General features: G+C 71.3%; 15 protein-coding genes. 8 read left to right on the forward strand and 7 right to left on the reverse strand.

Translation table 11 applies throughout. The features are described from left to right. Positions 1-41: 41 nt before the first annotated feature. Positions 42-1040, forward strand: coding sequence for a LacI family DNA-binding transcriptional regulator (locus tag AB0I82_RS07675; protein ID WP_363256230.1), 999 nt, complete (start codon positions 42-44; stop codon positions 1038-1040). A gap of 223 nt (positions 1041-1263) precedes the next feature. After that, positions 1264-2286 (forward strand): carbohydrate kinase, encoded by a 1023-nt coding sequence (locus AB0I82_RS07680; RefSeq protein WP_363256231.1) that lies wholly within the window; start codon positions 1264-1266, stop codon positions 2284-2286. A gap of 166 nt (positions 2287-2452) precedes the next feature. Here the strand turns inward: AB0I82_RS07680 and AB0I82_RS07685 are convergent, their stop codons facing one another. Then, positions 2453-2734 carry a metal-sensitive transcriptional regulator gene (locus AB0I82_RS07685; RefSeq protein WP_030264417.1) on the reverse strand — a complete coding sequence of 94 codons (282 nt, stop codon included), beginning with the start codon at positions 2732-2734 and terminating at the stop codon, positions 2453-2455. An 87-nt stretch (positions 2735-2821) separates the two neighbouring features. On the opposite strand from AB0I82_RS07685, the gene AB0I82_RS07690 reads away from it, so the two are divergent. Next, positions 2822-3397 (forward strand): rhodanese-like domain-containing protein, encoded by a 576-nt coding sequence (locus tag AB0I82_RS07690; protein WP_363256232.1) that lies wholly within the window; start codon positions 2822-2824, stop codon positions 3395-3397. 51 nt (positions 3398-3448) lie between these two features. Here AB0I82_RS07690 and uvrA read toward each other — a convergent pair whose 3' ends face one another. Then, positions 3449-6511 (reverse strand): excinuclease ABC subunit UvrA, encoded by a 3063-nt coding sequence (uvrA, locus tag AB0I82_RS07695; protein WP_363256233.1) that lies wholly within the window; start codon positions 6509-6511, stop codon positions 3449-3451. Between the two features lie 565 nt (positions 6512-7076). Here uvrA and AB0I82_RS07700 point away from each other — a divergent pair. Together AB0I82_RS07700 and AB0I82_RS07705 are read left to right on the forward strand one after the other, a co-directional pair. Continuing rightward, a complete protein-coding gene (locus AB0I82_RS07700; protein WP_363256234.1) occupies positions 7077-7805 on the forward strand; it encodes a maleylpyruvate isomerase family mycothiol-dependent enzyme in 729 nt (242 codons plus the stop codon). A gap of 74 nt (positions 7806-7879) precedes the next feature. Next, complete coding sequence (locus tag AB0I82_RS07705; RefSeq protein WP_363256235.1) at positions 7880-8536, forward strand: MBL fold metallo-hydrolase; 657 nt, start codon at positions 7880-7882, stop codon at positions 8534-8536. 82 nt (positions 8537-8618) lie between these two features. On the opposite strand, the gene AB0I82_RS07710 is transcribed toward AB0I82_RS07705, so the two are convergent. Continuing rightward, the gene (locus AB0I82_RS07710) at positions 8619-9623 is read right to left on the reverse strand and encodes a TerC family protein (RefSeq protein ID WP_363256236.1); all 1005 of its coding nucleotides are present in this window, start codon (positions 9621-9623) and stop codon (positions 8619-8621) included. Between the two features lie 320 nt (positions 9624-9943). Continuing rightward, positions 9944-12100 carry an excinuclease ABC subunit UvrB gene (gene uvrB / locus AB0I82_RS07715; RefSeq protein ID WP_363256237.1) on the reverse strand — a complete coding sequence of 719 codons (2157 nt, stop codon included), beginning with the start codon at positions 12098-12100 and terminating at the stop codon, positions 9944-9946. A 479-nt stretch (positions 12101-12579) separates the two neighbouring features. Between uvrB and AB0I82_RS07720 the strand changes: the two genes are divergently transcribed. The 3 genes from AB0I82_RS07720 (at position 12580) to AB0I82_RS07730 (ending at position 14768) form a co-directional block, all read left to right on the forward strand. After that, positions 12580-13473 carry a glycerophosphodiester phosphodiesterase family protein gene (locus AB0I82_RS07720; protein ID WP_363256238.1) on the forward strand — a complete coding sequence of 298 codons (894 nt, stop codon included), beginning with the start codon at positions 12580-12582 and terminating at the stop codon, positions 13471-13473. 150 nt (positions 13474-13623) lie between these two features. Beyond that, positions 13624-14130: a methylated-DNA--[protein]-cysteine S-methyltransferase gene (locus AB0I82_RS07725; protein ID WP_363256892.1), complete on the forward strand. Its 507-nt coding sequence runs from the start codon at positions 13624-13626 to the stop codon at positions 14128-14130. Positions 14131-14216: 86 nt separating this feature from the next. Further along, on the forward strand, positions 14217-14768 hold the full coding sequence (locus tag AB0I82_RS07730; protein ID WP_363256239.1) for a DUF1697 domain-containing protein: 552 nt from the start codon (positions 14217-14219) through the stop codon (positions 14766-14768). Between the two features lie 19 nt (positions 14769-14787). Here AB0I82_RS07730 and AB0I82_RS07735 read toward each other — a convergent pair whose 3' ends face one another. The 3 genes from AB0I82_RS07735 to AB0I82_RS07745 all read right to left on the reverse strand — a co-directional run bounded on the left by AB0I82_RS07735 (position 14788) and on the right by AB0I82_RS07745 (position 17982). Continuing rightward, the gene (locus AB0I82_RS07735; RefSeq protein WP_363256240.1) at positions 14788-15243 is read right to left on the reverse strand and encodes a type II toxin-antitoxin system PemK/MazF family toxin; all 456 of its coding nucleotides are present in this window, start codon (positions 15241-15243) and stop codon (positions 14788-14790) included. A 99-nt stretch (positions 15244-15342) separates the two neighbouring features. Beyond that, positions 15343-15990, reverse strand: a complete 648-nt coding sequence (locus AB0I82_RS07740) for a uridine kinase (RefSeq protein WP_363256241.1) — start codon at positions 15988-15990, stop codon at positions 15343-15345. Between the two features lie 120 nt (positions 15991-16110). Continuing rightward, positions 16111-17982, reverse strand: coding sequence for a helicase-associated domain-containing protein (locus AB0I82_RS07745; protein ID WP_363256242.1), 1872 nt, complete (start codon positions 17980-17982; stop codon positions 16111-16113). Positions 17983-18040 lie beyond the last annotated feature (58 nt).

An 18040-nucleotide genomic window follows, 5' to 3' on the forward strand; every position in this document is an offset into this window, starting at 1 on the left:
ACGCCGTCGGACACGTCGGCCACTCGGGAGGACGGCATCGGATGGCGACGATGATGGATGTCGCGCGCCGCGCGGGGGTCTCCGTCGCGACGGTCTCGCACGTACTGAACGAGACCCGCCCCGTACGCCCCGACACCCGCACCGCCGTCCTCGAAGCGATCGACGCGCTGGGCTACACGCACAACACGCTCGCCCGCTCCCTCGTCACCTCCCGCACCCGCTCCATCGGCCTGGCCGTCTCCGCGATCAGCAACCCGTACTTCACCGAGATCCTCCAGGGCGTCGAGGCCGGCGCCCTGGAGGCCGGGTACAGCCTGCTGATCGCCGACCCGCACGACGACCCGGTACACGAACGCAAGGTCGTTCAGCTGCTGCACGAGCGCCGTGTGGACGGCATGATCGTCGCGCCGTCCGCGGAGCCCGCGGAGCTGGTGGAGTACGTCCGCCGGCGCGAGGTCCCGACCGTCTTCCTGGATCGCCTCGTCGACGACGCGTACGACCAGGTGTGCGCCGAGAGCACCGGGCCGATACGGCAGTTGGTCGAGCACCTGGCCGACCTCGGGCACACCCGGATCGGCCTGATCGCGGGCCTGCCGGGGCTGAGCACGACCACCGAGCGCGTCGCCGGGTACCGCGAAGGGCTGCGGTCCCGCGGGCTGCCGTTCGCGCCGGAGCTGCTCGCGGGCGGCAACTCCGAGGCGGAGGGCGCCGAGGACGCCACCCGGCACCTCCTCGCGGCGCCCGAACCGCCCACCGCCGTGATCACCGCCAACAACGCCATGACCATCGGGGCGTTGAAGGCCCTGCGCGAACTGGGCCTGGACGTACCGCGCGACATCGCCCTCGCCTGCTTCGACGACTTCTCCTGGGCGGACCTCTTCTCGCCCCGGCTGACCGCGATCTCCCAGCCCAGCAAGGAGATCGGCACCGCGGCGGTCGGCCTCCTGCTCGACCGCCTGGAAAACCCTGCGCGCACACCGCGCACGCTCCGACTGCCGTGCACGTTCGTGCACCGGGAGTCCTGCGGGTGCACGGGATGACGACCCGCGCACAACGGACGACCACCGCCGCCCGGCTCGTCCCCGCACCCGCCTGCGCCCGTTGCCGTACCGGAGCGCCCGTCGGCGCCCGTCGTCGTACCGCAGCGCCCGTCATCATGCGTCGCACCGCGCCCGTCGGCACGCGTAGTACCGCAGCGCCCGTCGTCACGTCGCGCCGGCCGGCGCGCCCGGACACCAGCCCCGCCTCGGAAAGGACCTCCTCGTGATCGTCGTCGCCGGCGAAGCCCTTATCGATCTCGTGCCTGCGAGCACGCTCGGCCCCGCGAGCGCGGCGGACGTCGGGCGCGCGCCCGCGGCCGGCGCGGACAGCACGCCGGGCGCGGACAGCGCGGCGCTGCCCGCGCTGTCACCGCAGCGGGGCGGCGGCCCGTACAACACCGCGGTCGCGCTGGGCCGGCTCGGCTCGCCCGCCGCCTTCTGCTCGCGGGTCTCGACGGACTCCTTCGGCGCGTCACTGCTGGACGGCCTGCACGCGGCCGGCGTGGACACCTCGCTGGTCCAGCGCGGCGCCGAGCCCACCACGCTCGCGCTCGCCGACATCAGCCCCGACGGCTCGGCCGGCTACGGCTTCTACGTCGAGGGCACCGCCGACCGCCTCTTCACCCTGCCGCCCGCCCTCCCCGACGACGTGCGCGCCCTCTCCCTGGGCACCTGCTCGCTGGTACTGGAACCGGGCGCGAGCGCGTACGAAGCGCTGATGCGGCGCGAGGCGGCCCGCGGCGTCTTCACCGCGCTGGACCCGAACATCCGCGCCGGCCTGATCCCCGACCCGGACGCCTACCGCGCCCGCTTCCGCTCCTGGCTCCCGCACATCGCGCTGCTGAAGCTCTCGGAGGAGGACGCCCGGTGGCTGGCCGGCGCGGAGGACCTGCCCGAGGCGGCTGCCGCCGACGCGGTGGCCGGATCGGTGAAGGAGTGGCTGGCCGCGGGGCCCGCTGCCGTGGTGCTCACCCGGGGCGGCGACGGCCTGACCGCCGCGACCCCGGCCGGCGAGGTGACCGTACCGGGCGTACGCGTCGAGGTCGTGGACACGATCGGCGCAGGCGACACGGTCAACGCGGCGCTGCTGCACCGCCTGGACGCACACCACGCGCTCTCCCCCACCGCGCTGGCCCGCCTGAACGCGGAGGCCTGGCGCGACATCCTCACCTTCGCCGCCCGCGCCGCGGCCCTCACCTGCTCCCGCGCGGGCGCGGAACCTCCGTACGCGTCGGACTTGGCCTGAGGGCCTGCTGGGGGCGGCGGGGCGGTTGCTCAGCGGCGGCGCCGCCGGGTGGCCGACTGCGGCCACTGCGCCCGACCGCGGTCGGTGCGTACCGCCCCCCGCCGCTCGGGCCGGCGGCTCGGGCCGACCACTCACCTCGGCCACCCACGCCGACCGCGTCGGCCACTCACGCCAGCGACAGGAAGAGCTTCTCCAGCTTGGCGCGCATTTCGTCGCGCTCCATCTGCGGGGCCGCGCCCTCGGCCTCGCCCGTCAGGCAGTGCTCCAGCCCCGTGGCGATGATCGCGAAACCGGCCCGGTCCAGCGCGCGGGAGGCGGCGGCCAGCTGCGTGACGACCTCTTCGCAGGACCGGCCCTGCTCGATCATCCCTATGACCCCGGAGATCTGCCCCTGGGCCCGGCGCAGCCGGTTGACGGCGCCTTTCAGTTCCTCTGCTGGCAGCTCCACGGCCTTTCCTTTCCACGAATACCCCCGCGGGTATGGTAGCGCTGGTCCTTGCACCCGCATTCCCGGTACGTCCGCGAGAGGAACCGCATGGCCACCCCCGCCGCACCCCTGTCGGTCGAAGATCTCCGCCCCCGTCTGCACGAGCTCACACTCATCGACGTCCGCACCCCCGGCGAGTACGCCTCCGGACACATCCCCGGCGCCCTCAACGTGCCCCTCGACCAGCTCGACCAGGCCGTACCGACCCTCCGCTCGGTCACCGCGCGCGGACCGCTCGCCGTGGTCTGCGCGGGCGGCAACCGTTCCGCCACCGCCTGCGACCTGCTCGCCGACGCCGGGGTCACCGCCGCCTCGGTGACCGGCGGCACCAGCGCCTGGGCCGCCGGCGGCCACCCGCTGGACCACCCCGCCGACGGCCGTGCCGTCTGGCCCATGGAGCGCCAGGTCCGGCTGGCCGCCGGGGCGATCGTGCTGGCCGGTGTACTCGCCGACCGCGTCCTGCCGGGTGCGAAGTACCTGTCCGCCGCCCTCGGTGCCGGCCTGGTCTTCTCCGCCGTGACCGACACCTGCGGCATGGCCAAGGTCCTCGGCAGGCTCCCGTACAACCGCCGCCCCGCCGCACTCCCATCCCTCACCACCACCCTCCGCACCCTGGAGAGCTGAGGCTCACGTCGGCCGCGCCCCCGGCGCGGAGGGCGGCCCCCCTTCCATCCCTCAGGACTTCTTCTTCGGCTTCACCGCCTTCGTCGCCGCCTTCTTCGTCGCCGTCTTCTTCGTCACGGTCTTCTTCGCCGGCGCTTCCGCGGCCACCGTCTTCTTGGCCGCGGTCCGCTTCGTCACCGTCTTCTTGGCCGCCGTCTTCGCCGCCGCCGACGTGGACTTCTTCGCCGTCGAGCGCTTCGCCGGCGCGCCCTTCGACGAGGCCGCGTCGCTGACCCGGTCGCCGAGGATGTCCCGCAGGAACTTGCCGGTGTGGCTGGCCGGGACCCCCGCGACCTGCTCGGGCGTGCCCTCTGCGACCACGAGGCCGCCGCCGCTGCCGCCCTCCGGGCCCATGTCCACGACCCAGTCCGCCGTCTTGATCACATCGAGGTTGTGCTCGATGACGATCACGGAGTTGCCCTTGTCGACCAGCCCGGACAGCACACGGATCAGCTTGTTGATGTCCTCGAAGTGCAGACCGGTCGTCGGCTCGTCCAGGACGTAGACCGTGCGTCCCGTGGACCGCTTCTGCAGCTCCGACGCCAGCTTCACGCGCTGCGCCTCACCGCCGGAGAGCGTCGGCGCGGGCTGCCCGAGCCGGACGTACCCGAGGCCGACCTCGTTGAGCGTCTTCAGGTGCCGGGAGATCGTCGGCACCGCCTCGAAGAAGTCCATCGCCTCCTCGATCGGCATGTCCAGCACCTCGGCGATGGACTTGCCCTTGTAATGCACCTCCAGCGTCTCGCGGTTGTACCGCGCCCCGTGGCACACCTCGCACGGGACGTACACATCCGGCAGGAAGTTCATCTCGATCTTGATCGTGCCGTCGCCCGAGCAGTTCTCGCAGCGGCCGCCCTTGACGTTGAAGGAGAAGCGGCCCGGCAGATAGCCGCGGACCTTCGCCTCCATCGTCTCCGCGAACAGCTTGCGGACGTGGTCGAAGACGCCGGTGTACGTCGCCGGGTTCGACCGCGGCGTGCGGCCGATGGGCGACTGGTCGACGTGCACGACCTTGTCGACCAGGTCGTCGCCCTCGACCCGGGTGTGCCGTCCCGGCACCGACTTGGCGCCGTTCAGCTCCCGCGCCAGGTGGGTGTAGAGGATGTCGTTGACCAGCGTCGACTTGCCCGATCCGGAGACGCCCGTGACGGCGGTCAGCACTCCCAGCGGGAAGGACACGTCGATGTCGCGGAGGTTGTTCTCCTTCGCGCCGTGCACGGTGAGGCGGCGCTCGAAGTCCACGGGCCGGCGCACGCCCGGCGTCGGGATGACCTTCTTCCCCGACAGATACTGACCGGTCGCCGACTCCTCGTTGGTCAGCAGCTCCTTCAACGGACCGCTGTGCACGACCTTGCCGCCGTGCTCACCGGCGCCGGGGCCGATGTCCACCACCCAGTCCGAGGTCTTGATGGTGTCCTCGTCGTGCTCGACGACGATCAGGGTGTTGCCGAGGTCCCGGAGCCGGACCAGGGTCTCGATGAGGCGGTGGTTGTCCCGCTGGTGCAGGCCGATGGACGGCTCGTCGAGCACGTACAGCACGCCGACCAGCCCGGAGCCGATCTGGGTGGCGAGCCGGATGCGCTGGGCCTCGCCGCCGGAGAGGGTGCCGGCCGCGCGGTTCAGCGAGAGGTAGTCCAGGCCGACGTCGACCAGGAACCGCAGCCGCTCGTTGACCTCCTTCAGCACCCGCTCGGCGATCTTCTTCTGCCGGGCGTCCAGCGTCATGTCGCGCAGGAAGTCGGCGCAGTCGCTGATCGACATGGCGGCGACATCGGCGATGGACTTGTCCTGCACCGTGACAGCCAGCACGATCGGCTTCAGCCGCGTGCCCTCACAGGCCGGGCAGGGCACCTCGCGCATATAGCCCTCGAAGCGCTCGCGGCTGGAGTCGCTCTCCGCCTCGGAGTGCCGCCGCCGGACGAACGGCAGGGCGCCCTCGAACGGGGTGGTGTACCGGCGCTCGCGGCCGTAGCGGTTCCGGTAGCGCACCTCGATCTGTGTGCGGTGGCCGTTGAGCAGGGCCTTCTTGGCGCGCTGCGGCAGCCCGGCCCACGGGATGTCGGTACGGAAGCCGAGCGCGTCGGCGAGCGCGCCGATCAGCCGGCCGAAGTACTCCCGGTTGTGGCCGTGCGACCAGGGGTGGATGGCGCCCTCGTCGAGCGACTTCTCCTCGTCCGGGACGATGAGCTCGGGGTCGACCTCCATGCGCGTACCGATGCCCGTGCACTCCGGGCAGGCGCCGAAGGGCGAGTTGAAGGAGAAGGAGCGCGGCTCCAGCTCCTCGAACGACAGGTCGTCGTACGGGCAGTAGAGGTGCTCCGAGTACATCCGCTCGCGCTGCGGATCGTCGGCGTCCAGGTCGACGAAGTCGAGGATGACCATGCCGCCGGAGAGGCCGAGCGCGGTCTCGACGGAGTCGGTCAGCCGGCGCTTGGCGGTCTCCTTGACCGTGAGGCGGTCCACGACCACCTCGATCGTGTGCTTCTCCTGCTTCTTCAGCTTGGGCGGCTCGGAGAGCTGGATCGTCTCGCCGTCGACCCGGGCCCGGCTGTATCCCTTGGCCTGCAGGTCGGAGAAGAGGTCGACGAACTCGCCCTTGCGCTCGCGGACCAGCGGCGAGAGCACCTGGAACCGGCTGCCCTCGGGCAGCTCCAGCACCTTGTCCACGATGGCCTGCGGCGACTGGCGGGCGATCGGCCGGCGGCACTCGGGGCAGTGCGGCTTGCCGATGCGGGCGAAGAGCAGGCGGAGGTAGTCGTAGACCTCGGTGATCGTGCCGACCGTGGAGCGCGGGTTGCGCGAGGTCGACTTCTGGTCGATCGAGACCGCCGGGGACAGGCCCTCGATGAAGTCCACGTCGGGCTTGTCCATCTGCCCGAGGAACTGCCGGGCGTACGAGGACAGCGACTCGACGTAGCGCCGCTGGCCCTCGGCGAAGATCGTGTCGAACGCGAGCGAGGACTTGCCCGACCCGGAGAGGCCCGTGAACACGATGAGGGAGTCGCGGGGGAGGTCGAGCGAGACGTTGCGGAGATTGTGCTCGCGAGCGCCACGGACGATGAGACGGTCTGTCACGCCGGTCGGCACCTTTCGTGAGAGGGGCGGGGTGCCGCGCACCCCCGCCCCAGGGTATGGGGGCCGCCGCGGCAATGTCTGTCGATGTCGTTTCGATGCCACACACGAGCCTATAGCACGTGCATTCGATTTACGGTCTCCGCCGACCGGGTTCACCCAAAGGTGTGGCCGGACGGCGTTCCGCTGACGCGAAGGCGCCGGTGACCCGGCGCACGACCGCGGAGCGGCCTGCTGCAGGGCGGAACCGGACGCCTGGACACGCCGCGCCGAACGCCTGCTCACGACGGCGCCGGACGTCGGATCCCACCGCGTCCATCACCGTAGCGCCAGGGTCTGACAACGCCGGTCCCCGAACCGATCGCAGCGCCACTGACCTGCGCGTATGCGCCCGAGGACCGACGAGCGCCCGGCCATGGACACCTCGTACGCGCGACCCGACGCACCCCTCCTGCAACACCGGAACCGGCCCGGACCTTCCCCCGCCGCGTGCCCGGACCGTCGCGCGCTCCCGGCTGGCGACGTGCGCCGACTCCCGCCGTGACGGCGGTGGCGCTAGCTTCGGACCATGACCGACACCGCACAGGAATTCGCGTACGACGCGGCAGCCGTCCACGCCGCCACCGACCGCCTGCTGGTCTCCGTGGCCAAGCTCGACGACGAGGCCGTCGGGGAGCCGTCCCTGCTGCCCGGCTGGTCCCGCGGCCATGTGCTCGCCCACCTCGCCCGCAACGCGGACGCGCTCGCCAACCTCTTCGCGTGGGCGCGTACGGGCATCCGCACGCCCATGTACCCCACGCCGGCGGCCCGCGACGCCGACATCGAGCGGGACGCCGACCGGCCGCTCGCCGCTCACCTGGAAGACCTGCGGTCCAGCGCCGAGCGCTGGGAGACGGCGTGCTCGGCCCTGGGGCCCGAGCGCCTGGCGTACGAGGTGGAGATGCGCAACGGCGTCGTGGAGCGGGCCGGGCGGCTGCCGTTCCGCCGGCTCGCCGAGGTCGAGCTGCACCACGTGGACCTCGGCGTCGGCTACACGGTCGAGCATCTGGCGACGGAGTACGTGGACGCCGAGCTGGCCTTCCTCGCGGAGCAGCGGCTGAAGGGGCACCCGGACGTCGCCGCCCTCGAGCTGCGCACCAACGACGGGCGGAGCTGGCGGACGGGCCGCGCCGACGGCGCCCCGCTCACCGTCAGCGGTTCCCCGTCCGCGCTCGTCGGCTGGCTCACCGGCCGCTCCAAGGGCGCCGGCCTCACCACCGCCGACGGCGCCGCCCTGCCCGCGCTGCCGGACCGCTGACCGGGCGTCGGCCGGTGCCGCGGGTACACCCCCGGAGGCGGTGCTTCCCGGGCCCCGGCCAGTAGGCTGCGGGCATGGCGTACACCGGAGCAGTCAAGGTCGGCGGACCGGCCGACGTACACGAGCTGACCGATCTGATGATCTCCAAGGTCGCGGTCGGTCCGATGAACAACAACGCCTACTTGCTGCGCTGCCGCGCGACCGATACGCAGGTGCTGATCGACGCCGCCGCGGAGCCCGCAACGCTCCTCGGGCTGATCGGCGAGAGTGGCATCACCTCGGTCATCACCACGCACCGGCACCAGGACCACTGGGGGGCGCTGCGCGAGGTCGTCGACGCGACCGGTGCCCGGACCTTCGCGGGCCGCTACGACGCCGAGGGCATTCCCGTACCGACGGACGTCCCGGTCGAGGACGGCGACACCATCAGCGTCGGACGGGTCACGCTCACCGCCCGCCATCTGGTCGGCCACACCCCCGGCAGCATCGCCCTGGTCTACGACGACCCGCACGGCCACCCGCACGTCTTCACGGGCGACTGCCTCTTCCCCGGCGGGGTCGGCAACACCTGGGGCGAGGCGAAGAACTTCGCCAGCCTGATCGACGATGTCGAGAACAAGCTCTTCGCGCGGCTGCCGGACGAGACCTGGGTCTACCCGGGCCATGGCGCGGACACCACGCTCGGCGCCGAGCGCCCGCACCTCGCGGAGTGGCGCGAGCGCGGCTGGTAACAGACACCGGAAACGACAACGGCGCGGTGTACGGGCGAGAGGCCCGCACACCGCGCACTGTTGTACCGCGGCGACGCCTCGGTCAGGCGCCTATGGAGTCCTTGTCCTTGCCCTCCGCGCCGCCGGCGGCGGCCTCGGCCTGCGCCTGCTTCTTCGACGCGCGCAGGCTGGTGATCGTCGTGATGACCAGCACGGCGCAGATGACGCCCAGCGAGACCGGGATGCTGATCTCCGGGACGTGCACCCCGGACTCGTGCAGCGCGTGCAGCACCAGCTTCACGCCGATGAAGCCGAGGATGACCGACAGGCCGTACGAAAGGTGGACCAGCTTCTTCAGCAGTCCGCCGATGAGGAAGTACAGCTGCCGCAGACCCATCAGGGCGAAAGCGTTGGCCGTGAAGACGATGTACGGGTCCTGGGTGAGACCGAAGATCGCGGGGATCGAGTCCAGCGCGAAGAGGACGTCGGTGGTGCCGATCGCCAGCATGACGATCAGCATCGGCGTCATCAGGCGCTTGCCGTTCTCCACGATGAACAGCTTCGTGCCGTGGTACTTGTCGGTCGACGGGAAGCGCCGCTCGACCATCTTCAGGAAGCGGTTCTCCTCGAACTCCTCGTCCTGCTCCTCGGCACGCGCCTCCTGGATGAGCTTCCAGGCCGTCCAGATGAGGAAGGCGCCGAAGATGTAGAAGACCCAGGAGAAGTTGGCGATGATCGCCGCGCCGGCACCGATGAAGACGGCCCGCAGCACCAGTGCGATCAGCACGCCGATCATCAGCACTCGCTGCTGGTATATCGACGGCACCGCGAACTTCGCCATGATCAGGACGAAGACGAAGAGGTTGTCGACGCTCAGCGACTTCTCGGTGATGAAGCCGGCGAAGAACTCACCGGCCGGCTGTCCGCCGCCGAACAGGAGGAGCCCGAGCCCGAAGAGGGCGGCGAGCGCGATCCAGACACCGGTCCAGATACCGGCTTCCTTGATGCTCACGTCGTGCGGCTTGCGGCCGCCGATGAAGAAATCGGCGGCGATGAGGGCGCACAGACCAAGAATGGTCAGCACCCACAGGTTCAGGGAAACGTCCACTGCTCCTCCGGCAGATTCGTAACGGCACTCACAGCGTCGTCGCTGCCGGAGGTCTCTTCCGCCCCGAGATCGCGCACCTGCTCCGCGACGCTGAGTGGGCCGGCGCCCCGGGATCTCCAACCGATCCGTGATGACGGGTACGCCGCAGGCGGGAATACTCCCCTCCGCACAAATGAGCGTAAAGGAACACCATGGAAAAGTAAAGAGTTGGACAAAAGCGCTGGTCGGGGCGGGTGCACGGGAAAGATCTGCCGTCCTCTCGATACACCGGTAGGCGCACGGGCCTCGCCCGTACGCCTACCGTTTCCCCGCTCCCCCGCCTACTTCAGCCCTGCCTCCCTCATCTGGCGCAGCTCCTTCTTCAGCTCGCTCACCTCGTCGCGCAGCCGGGCGGCGACCTCGAACTGGAGCTCCGCGGCGGCCGCCCGCATGCGGTCCGTCATCTCCTCGATCATCTCGGCCAGCTCGGCGGCGGGCCGGTCCGTCGGCACGCCGTCCCCGGCCTTGCCCTTCGCGCCCTTCTTGGCGCCCTTGCCGGCCTTCTCGGCGGCACCGCCCAGCGCCGGCACCGGCGCCTTGCCCTTGGCGTCCTTGCCGTCGGCCGCCTTGCGGTACCCCGTGCCCAGCAGCTCCTGCGTGTCGACGTCCTCGCGCGCGATCGTCGCGACGATGTCGTTGATCTTCTTGCGGAGCGGCTGGGGGTCGATGCCGTTCGCCTTGTTGTACGCGAGCTGCTTCTCGCGGCGCCGGTTGGTCTCGTCGATGGCCTTCGCCATCGCCGGGGTGACCTTGTCCGCGTACATGTGGACCTGGCCCGAGACGTTGCGCGCCGCACGGCCGATCGTCTGGATCAGGGACGTGCCGGACCGGAGGAAGCCCTCCTTGTCGGCATCGAGGATCGCCACCAGGGAGACCTCAGGCAGGTCCAGGCCCTCCCGGAGGAGGTTGATGCCGACCAGCACGTCGTACTCGCCGGCCCGCAGCTCACGGAGCAGCTCCACCCGGCGCAGCGTGTCCACGTCGCTGTGCAGATAGCGCACCTGGATGCCGAGCTCCAGGAAGTAGTCCGTGAGGTCCTCGGCCATCTTCTTGGTGAGGGTCGTGACCAGGACGCGCTCGTCCTTCTCGGTGCGCGTGCGGATCTCGTGGACCAGGTCGTCGATCTGTCCGTCGGTGGGCTTGACGACCACCTCCGGGTCGACGAGGCCGGTCGGGCGGATGATCTGCTCCACGTGGCCGTCGCCGCGCGAGAGCTCGTACGGCCCGGGCGTCGCGGAGAGGTAGACGGCCTGCCCGATCCGCTCCTGGAACTCCTCCCACTTCAGCGGGCGGTTGTCCAGCGCGGACGGCAGCCGGAAGCCGTGGTCGACCAGGGTCCGCTTCCGGGAGGCGTCGCCCTCGTACATCGCGCCGATCTGCGGCACCGTGACGTGCGACTCGTCGATGACCAGGAGGAAGTCCTCCGGGAAGTAGTCGAGGAGGGTGTTCGGCGCGGAGCCCCGCTCGCGGCCGTCGATGTGCAGCGAGTAGTTCTCGATGCCGGAGCACGTGCCGATCTGGCGCATCATCTCGATGTCGTACGTGGTCCGCATGCGCAGCCGCTGGGCCTCCAGGAGCTTGCCCTGCTTCTCCATCGTGGCGAGCTGCTCGGCGAGCTCGGCCTCGATGCCGGCGATCGCCTTCTCCATGCGCTCGGGGCCCGCCACGTAGTGGCTCGCGGGGAAGACGTACAGCTGCTGGTCGTCGCTGATGACCTCGCCGGTCAGCGGGTGGAGGGTCGAGAGCGCCTCGATCTCGTCGCCGAACATCTCGATACGGACGGCCAGCTCTTCGTAGACCGGGAAGATCTCGATGGTGTCGCCGCGCACCCGGAAGGTGCCGCGGGTGAACGCCACATCGTTGCGCGTGTACTGGATGTCCACGAAGCGGCGCAGCAGCTGGTCGCGGTCGATCTCCTCGCCGACCTTCAGGGGCACCATCCGGTCGACGTACTCCTGGGGCGTGCCCAGGCCGTAGATGCACGACACGGAGGAGACCACGATCACGTCCCGCCGGGTGAGCAGCGAATTGGTCGCCGAGTGGCGCAGCCGCTCGACTTCCTCGTTGATCGAGGAGTCCTTCTCGATGTACGTGTCGGACTGCGGGACGTACGCCTCGGGCTGGTAGTAGTCGTAGTACGAGACGAAGTACTCGACGGCGTTGTTCGGCAGGAGCTCGCGGAATTCGTTGGCGAGCTGGGCCGCGAGGGTCTTGTTCGGCGCCATGACGAGGGTCGGGCGCTGCAGCTTCTCGATCATCCACGCGGTCGTCGCCGACTTGCCGGTGCCGGTCGCGCCCAGCAGGACGACGTCCTTCTCACCGCCGCGGATGCGCTGCTCCAGCTCGGCGATGGCCGCCGGCTGGTCGCCACTGGGCTGGTACGGGCTGACGACCTCGAAAGGCGCCACCGTGCGTTCGATCTGGGAAACGGGCCGCATGGAACCCACCGTACGACCCACCACTGACAACCGGCGTCCATAACGCCGGCGCCGATGCCGCGGAAGCGTCCGCACACCCGCCGCCACGAGGCACTTCTCGCTTCAGGACGCACTTCCCGCCCGTGCGGCCCTGATGGTCACCGGCTCCTCCCGGCTCCCCCTGGCCGCGCCGTCGCTGCGCACTTGTGGCGGCACGGCCGGACGCAAGAGGTGAACCGGCCAAAGCCGCCCCTCACCCAAAAGGCGACGATCTGCCACCAGGCGCCCCGGAACAGCGGCCAAGCGCCGGTTTCCCCGGCCTTGGCCGGAAACTCCGTTGCGTGATCATGCAGTCGAAATCGTCCCCGTACGGTCCCAAACCCGGGACACACGACACTTCTCGTTCAATTTATGTCTATCCCTGACCTATCTTCCAGTACACCGCCGCTGGGAACCTGCCGCCGACCGCCCCCCGCCGACGTCGAATCCGAGGAGTCCGTATGCATATTCGGCCTGCCGCCGCTGCTGCCGGCGCGCTCGTGGGGCTGACGGCGCTCTGCCTCCCCACTGCCGCCCAGGCCGCGGACCACCCGCACAGACCGGTCACCGTCGCGCACAGAGGAGCCTCGGCCTACGCGCCCGAGAACACCATCGCCGCAGTCGACGCCGCGCACCGTATGGGTGTCGCCTGGGTGGAGAACGACGTCCAGCGCACCAAGGACGGCAAGTTGATCGTCATGCACGACACGACGCTCAACCGCACGACCAACGTCGAGGAGGTGTTCCCCGACCGGGCTCCCTGGAAGATCTCCGACTTCACCCTCGGCGAGATCGAGAAGCTGGACGCGGGCAGCTGGTTCAACGCGAAGTTCAAGGGTGAGCGGGTCCCCACGCTCAAGCGCTACATGGACGCGGTCAGCCACAACGACCAGAAGCTGCTGATGGAGCTGAAGGCGCCCGAGCTCTACTCCGGCATCGAGGCGCAGGTCCTGAAGGAGCTACGGGAGCAGGGCTGGCTGGACCGGCAGCACGTGAAGCACCGGCTCATCATCCAGAGCTTCAACGCCGACTCGGTCAAGAAGGTGCACGAACTGCGCCCGGCCGTCAAGACGGGCTTCCTGGGTACGCCGGCCATCGCCGACCTGCCCAAGTACGCGAAGTTCACGGACCAGATCAATCCCAGCTACAAGACGCTCAACATGGCGTACGTCTCGGCCGTGCACGCGTTCCAGGGCGCGCACGGACGCCCGCTGGAGGTCTACACCTGGACCGTCAACGACGCGGCCAACGCCAAGAAGGTCGCGAGCTGGGGCGTCGACGGCATCATCACCAACACCCCGGACGTCGTGCGGGACGCCCTGAAGGACTCCGGGTTCCTGGTCCCGGCCGCGTAATCCGCCGCGCCTCGGGGGTGCTCACGGCTTCGCCGGCTCCTCTCCACGGCGATTGTCAGTGGGGGGTCCTAGGCTGAAGCCGTGACCATTTCCGAGGAACAGACGACTTCCGAGGAGCGCGAGCGGCCGCCGCGCGACTGGGCCTGGCGCATGCTGGACACCCCCATCGGCCCGCTCCTGCTCGCGGGCACCGACGCCGGTCTGGCCCTGGTCGTCTTCCACGCCGACGACAGGGCCCGGGCCAGGTCGCTCGCCCGGCTGCGCGGCGCGTTCGGCGCCGAGCCGGTCGCCGCGATACCGGCGGTGGACACGGCCGCCGCGGAGCTCGTCGCGTACTTCGCCGGTGAGCTGCGGGACTTCACGGTGCCGCTGGACTGGTCGCTGTCCTCGGGATTCAACGAGCGGGTGCTGCGCGAGCTGGCCGCCCGCGTGCCGTACGGCACGGTCGTCGGCTATCAGGACCTGGCCGACCGGGTCGGCGAGCCGGGTGCAGCGCGCGCGGTCGGCGCCGCCATGGGCTCCAATCCGCTGCCGGTCGTCGTGCCGTGCCACCGCGTCGTCGAGAGCGGCGGCGGACTCGGCGGCTTCGGCGGCGGCCGGGAGACCAAGCGGCAGCTCCTGGCCCTGGAAGGAGTACTGCCGCAGCCGCTCTTCTGACCGCAGGGGCCTCTCTGCTGTCCGGCGAGGCCGCCGTTCCGTGCCGTACCTGCTCCGCCACGCCTGCCCTGCGAAAGGTCCCGCACATGTCCCGTCAGGTCGCCCTGCTCCGCGGCATCAACGTCGGAGGGCATCACAAGTTCCCCGTGGCACGGCAGCGCGCACTGATGGCGGAGCTGGGCTACGAGGACGTCACCGTCCTCCTCCAGACCGGCAACATCGTCTTCGCGGACCCCGGCGTTCCTCCGGAGGAGACCGCGCGCGCCCTGGAGGCCGGTTTCGCGGCCGCGCTGGGCTTCTCCGTACCGGTCATGGTCCGCACCCGCGACGACATCGCCGCCGCCGTCGCGGCCAATCCGTTCCCGGAGGCGGTGGCCGACCCCAAAACGCTGCACGTCACGTTTCTGTCGGAGCCGCCCGCCGACACGGCCCCGCTGGGCTCCCTGGACCTGGCCGGGTACGCGCCCGACACCTTCCGGCTGCTCGGCCGCGAGCTGTACCTCTGGTGCCCGGAGGGCATGGGGCGTTCGAGGCTCGCCGCGGCCGTCACGGCGGCGAGTCAGAAGCTGGGCGTCACGGCCACCGCCCGCAACTGGAACACCGTCAACAAGATTCTGGCCGTGGCCGACGGCGGCTGACGCCCCGGTACGCGCGGGTTCAGCGCCAGCCGTACCGCTCCCGCAGCCGGTTCACGACCAGGTTGAAGCGGCCCCGGTCCAGCGCGCAGGCCTCCCGCCGCATCCCGTCCGGATGCACCCTCAGCACCCGGTCGAGGGCGATCCACGAAGGGCGCCCGGCGCGGTCCCAGGGCCCGGAGCCGATCGCCACCCACTCCCGGTCGTCGTGCCGCTTGCTGGACAGCTGTACGGCGAGCAGCGTGCCCGTCCGCTCGCGGGCGACGACCAGTACGGGCCGGTCCTTGCCGCGCCCGTCGTTCTCCTCGTACGGCACCCAGGTCCACACGATCTCGCCGGGGTCCGGGTCGCCGTCGGGGTCCGGCGCGTACACCGTCCGTACCGCGCCGACCGTCCGCGGCCGCGCCTCCACGGTCGCCGTCGCTCCGGTGCTGCCCGGCAGCGCCGTCGCCCGCTCGCCCACTTCGTCGATTGCCATGGCCTCACGGTAACGGCCAGTGGATCAAGGCCCGATGAGGCCCCGTCAGCGGACTGATCGGTCCGGATACCTCCCTACTGGATCGGTTCGGATACGTCCCTACCGGCCGAGACCGAAGCCGCTCCATGCCGGGCGGTTCGGATCGTCGGCCCGTACGACGACGTCGGCGGCCTCCCGGGGCCCCACCTCCGCCTCGTACCGCGCGAACGCCGGCAACGTCCACCGCTCGCCCGCCTCCGTGCGCCGCTCCAGCGCGCCCGGCGACAGCCCGAGGTGCACGGTCAGGTCGAACGGGAACCACTGCCCGAGCAGCAACGGCCCGTGCAGGATCAGCACGCCGCCGGGCGGCAGCCCGACGTACGGGCTGCGCGTCGCCCGGTCCCGCTCCGGGTCCCACAGGTCCGGGAGCACCCGGCCGCTGCCCCCGGCCTCCAGCGGGTTGAACACCTCCCGCCACAGCGCCTGCCGGTCGAACCACTCGTCGTAGTACGCGTCCGGATCGTGCCGCCCGTACTCCAGACGCAGCGACGCCGGCCGCAGGAACCCGTAGGTGCCGCTCTTCTGTACGAAACGGCCGCGCAGCCGCAGCGCTTCGGCGAGCCGCCCGGCCAGCTCCCCGGGGCGGGCGGCGGGGGCCGCGTCGATGCCCACCCTCAGCCAGGGACTGCCGTCCTCTGCCGTCCTGCCCGCCACCTCCTCGGCGAGCGCATCGGTCAGCCGTTCCCAGGTGATCGCTTCGAGCCGCACGCCGTCATTCTGCCTCCGCGGCCCGCCTCTGCCCATCGTTGACCTCCGGCGCCGGGTAGTTGATCATGAAGCGGGAAGCTCTCCGGCCGCACGGACAGCCGGCCGGCGGGCTTCCTCCCTTCAGCCGTCCAGGAGACGCCGGGCCAGCGCGAGATGATCGGTGGGCTTCCGGAGCGGGGCCCGGCTGCGGTGCGCGGCCGTGCGTTCGACGACGGTCGTGCCGGTCTCGGCCTCGAGGGCCGGGGCGTAACCGGCCGCACGCAGGGCGTCCAGGGTGGGGCCCGGCTCCTGCGCGCTGACCAGCACGGTCGGCGCGATCGCCCGCAGCCCGAGGTCACGCAGCGCCCGGTGGGCGGTCAGCTCATGGACGAGCGCGGCATCGTCGGAGCGGATGCAGCAGCCGGCGCGCACGACCCGTATGCGCCCGTGCGTACGCGCCGTGTCCTTGATCAGATATGTCAGCGGATGCGGCAGCGGCCCCGTGGCGGACACCGCGGTCAGCTCGTCGATCAGCGCGTCAGCGGTGCGGCCCGCGTCCAGTGCCCGGCGGACGGAGGCACCGCTGAACCGCCACGCGGTGGCGCTGTCGTCGGACTCGCGGTCGGCAGCGAGCGCGAGCAGGGCGGACAGCTCGGCCGAGGGCGGCCCCGGCACGATGGCCGTCAGATCGCCCTGGAACAGGGCCTGTTCGAGCGGCGGCGGAAGCAGCGTACGCAGTGCCGCGCGCAACGGGGCGGGGTCGGCTGCCTCCTCCGTACGAAGGAGGGCCCGGCCGACGGGCGTGAGCGTCCCGTAGGCGACGAGGCCCAGGAAGGCGGCCTCGTCGAGCGTGTGGGCGGCGCGTTCGAGGATCATCGGCTCGTCGGCGACGGCCAGCGGGCGGTGCCAGCCGGCAACCGCCACCAGAGGCCGCAGCGCCTCCAGCGACGACGCGTCCGGTGCCGGGATCGGGACGCCGGGACCGGGCGCGGCACAGCCATCGGTGGCCGTGTCCGTGCTGGTGGCGAGGGCGGCGAGGAGGCCGTGGCGCAGGGCGGGCGCGCGGCGGTCGTCACCACGCTCCAGGGCTGTCGGCGTCTCCCCGAACGGCGTCCACGTCGCGATCGCCCAGTGCCGGGCCCACGCGGTGAGGACCGGCAGCAGCCGCTCACCGGGCGGCAGCGCGAGCCAGTCGTCGTACCCGCTGGTGGGCAGCGCGACGGTGCCCGTGGGCGTACGGCTCAGGGCGATCAGGTCGGCCGCGAGCACGAGATCGAGCAGCAGCCGGGTACGTGGCTCGGAGGCGCCGGCCGCCTTCGCCAGCCGCCTGATCTCTCGCACGGCGGGCCCGCCCGACTTGCGCAGCACGGCGGGCTGTACCGCCAGCGCGGCGAGCAGCCGCTCCAGGGCCCCGGCGAGCGCGGCGGCCGCCGCCTGCGACTCGGCCGTCAGGGCCCGCTCCTCGACCGGTGGTGCCGTGGCCGCCGGGGACGCCGGCGAAGGTTCGGGCTCGAACGCGCCGAGGTCGTGACCGCCGATCAGCTGTGTCGTACGGGGCGGTACGACGACCCGGCCGTCCTCCGTAGGCGCGGCGAGCCCCACCTCGTACAGCGCCTCCAACGCCGCCCCGACGGCGTCCCGTTCCCCACCGAACGCCGCGTACACATCCGCCACCGGCACCGGCTCCGCCGCCAGGTCCGGGAAGGCCAGGCTGTGGGCCATGAGGGACTGATAGCCGGCGCCCGGATCGGGGGCGGCCGGCCCGTGCGCGGCCTCCCGGGCGCGCTCCTGGCTTATCCGGGCCGTCGCGGCCAGCACCTGGAGGCACGGCCGGTCGAGCCCCAGCACTACTTGGTGCAGCGTTTCGTACGACCACAGGGAGGCGGCCAGTTCACGGAGGCGGGCCGGCGCGGGGCGGCGCGAGAGGGGCTCGGCGTGCCGGGCGAGGAGCGCGGCGAGCTGCTCGGGCGTGCGCCGCGCAAGAGCGTTGGTGAGTGTGTCGAGACCTTCCACGGGGTGACTCTCTTCGGTCGTCTCTTCGGTCGCGTCAGTCGTCTGCTGAGTTGTCTAC

It is taken from the genome of Streptomyces sp. NPDC050315 (genome assembly GCF_040655775.1).
Lineage (GTDB): Bacteria > Actinomycetota > Actinomycetes > Streptomycetales > Streptomycetaceae > Streptomyces.

Excerpts from the sequence above, each read along its gene's own strand:
- AB0I82_RS07705 (WP_363256235.1), top strand. The coding sequence starts at position 7,880 with ATGGCGTACACCGGAGCAGTCAAGGTCGGCGGACCGGCCGACGTACAC.
- AB0I82_RS07700 (WP_363256234.1), top strand. The coding sequence starts at position 7,077 with ATGACCGACACCGCACAGGAATTCGCGTACGACGCGGCAGCCGTCCAC.
- uvrB (WP_363256237.1), bottom strand. The coding sequence starts at position 12,100 with ATGCGGCCCGTTTCCCAGATCGAACGCACGGTGGCGCCTTTCGAGGTC.
- AB0I82_RS07720 (WP_363256238.1), top strand. The coding sequence starts at position 12,580 with ATGCATATTCGGCCTGCCGCCGCTGCTGCCGGCGCGCTCGTGGGGCTG.
- AB0I82_RS07730 (WP_363256239.1), top strand. The coding sequence starts at position 14,217 with ATGTCCCGTCAGGTCGCCCTGCTCCGCGGCATCAACGTCGGAGGGCAT.
- AB0I82_RS07725 (WP_363256892.1), top strand. The coding sequence starts at position 13,624 with ATGCTGGACACCCCCATCGGCCCGCTCCTGCTCGCGGGCACCGACGCC.
- AB0I82_RS07690 (WP_363256232.1), top strand. The coding sequence starts at position 2,822 with ATGGCCACCCCCGCCGCACCCCTGTCGGTCGAAGATCTCCGCCCCCGT.
- AB0I82_RS07675 (WP_363256230.1), top strand. The coding sequence starts at position 42 with ATGGCGACGATGATGGATGTCGCGCGCCGCGCGGGGGTCTCCGTCGCG.
- AB0I82_RS07735 (WP_363256240.1), bottom strand. The coding sequence starts at position 15,243 with ATGGCAATCGACGAAGTGGGCGAGCGGGCGACGGCGCTGCCGGGCAGC.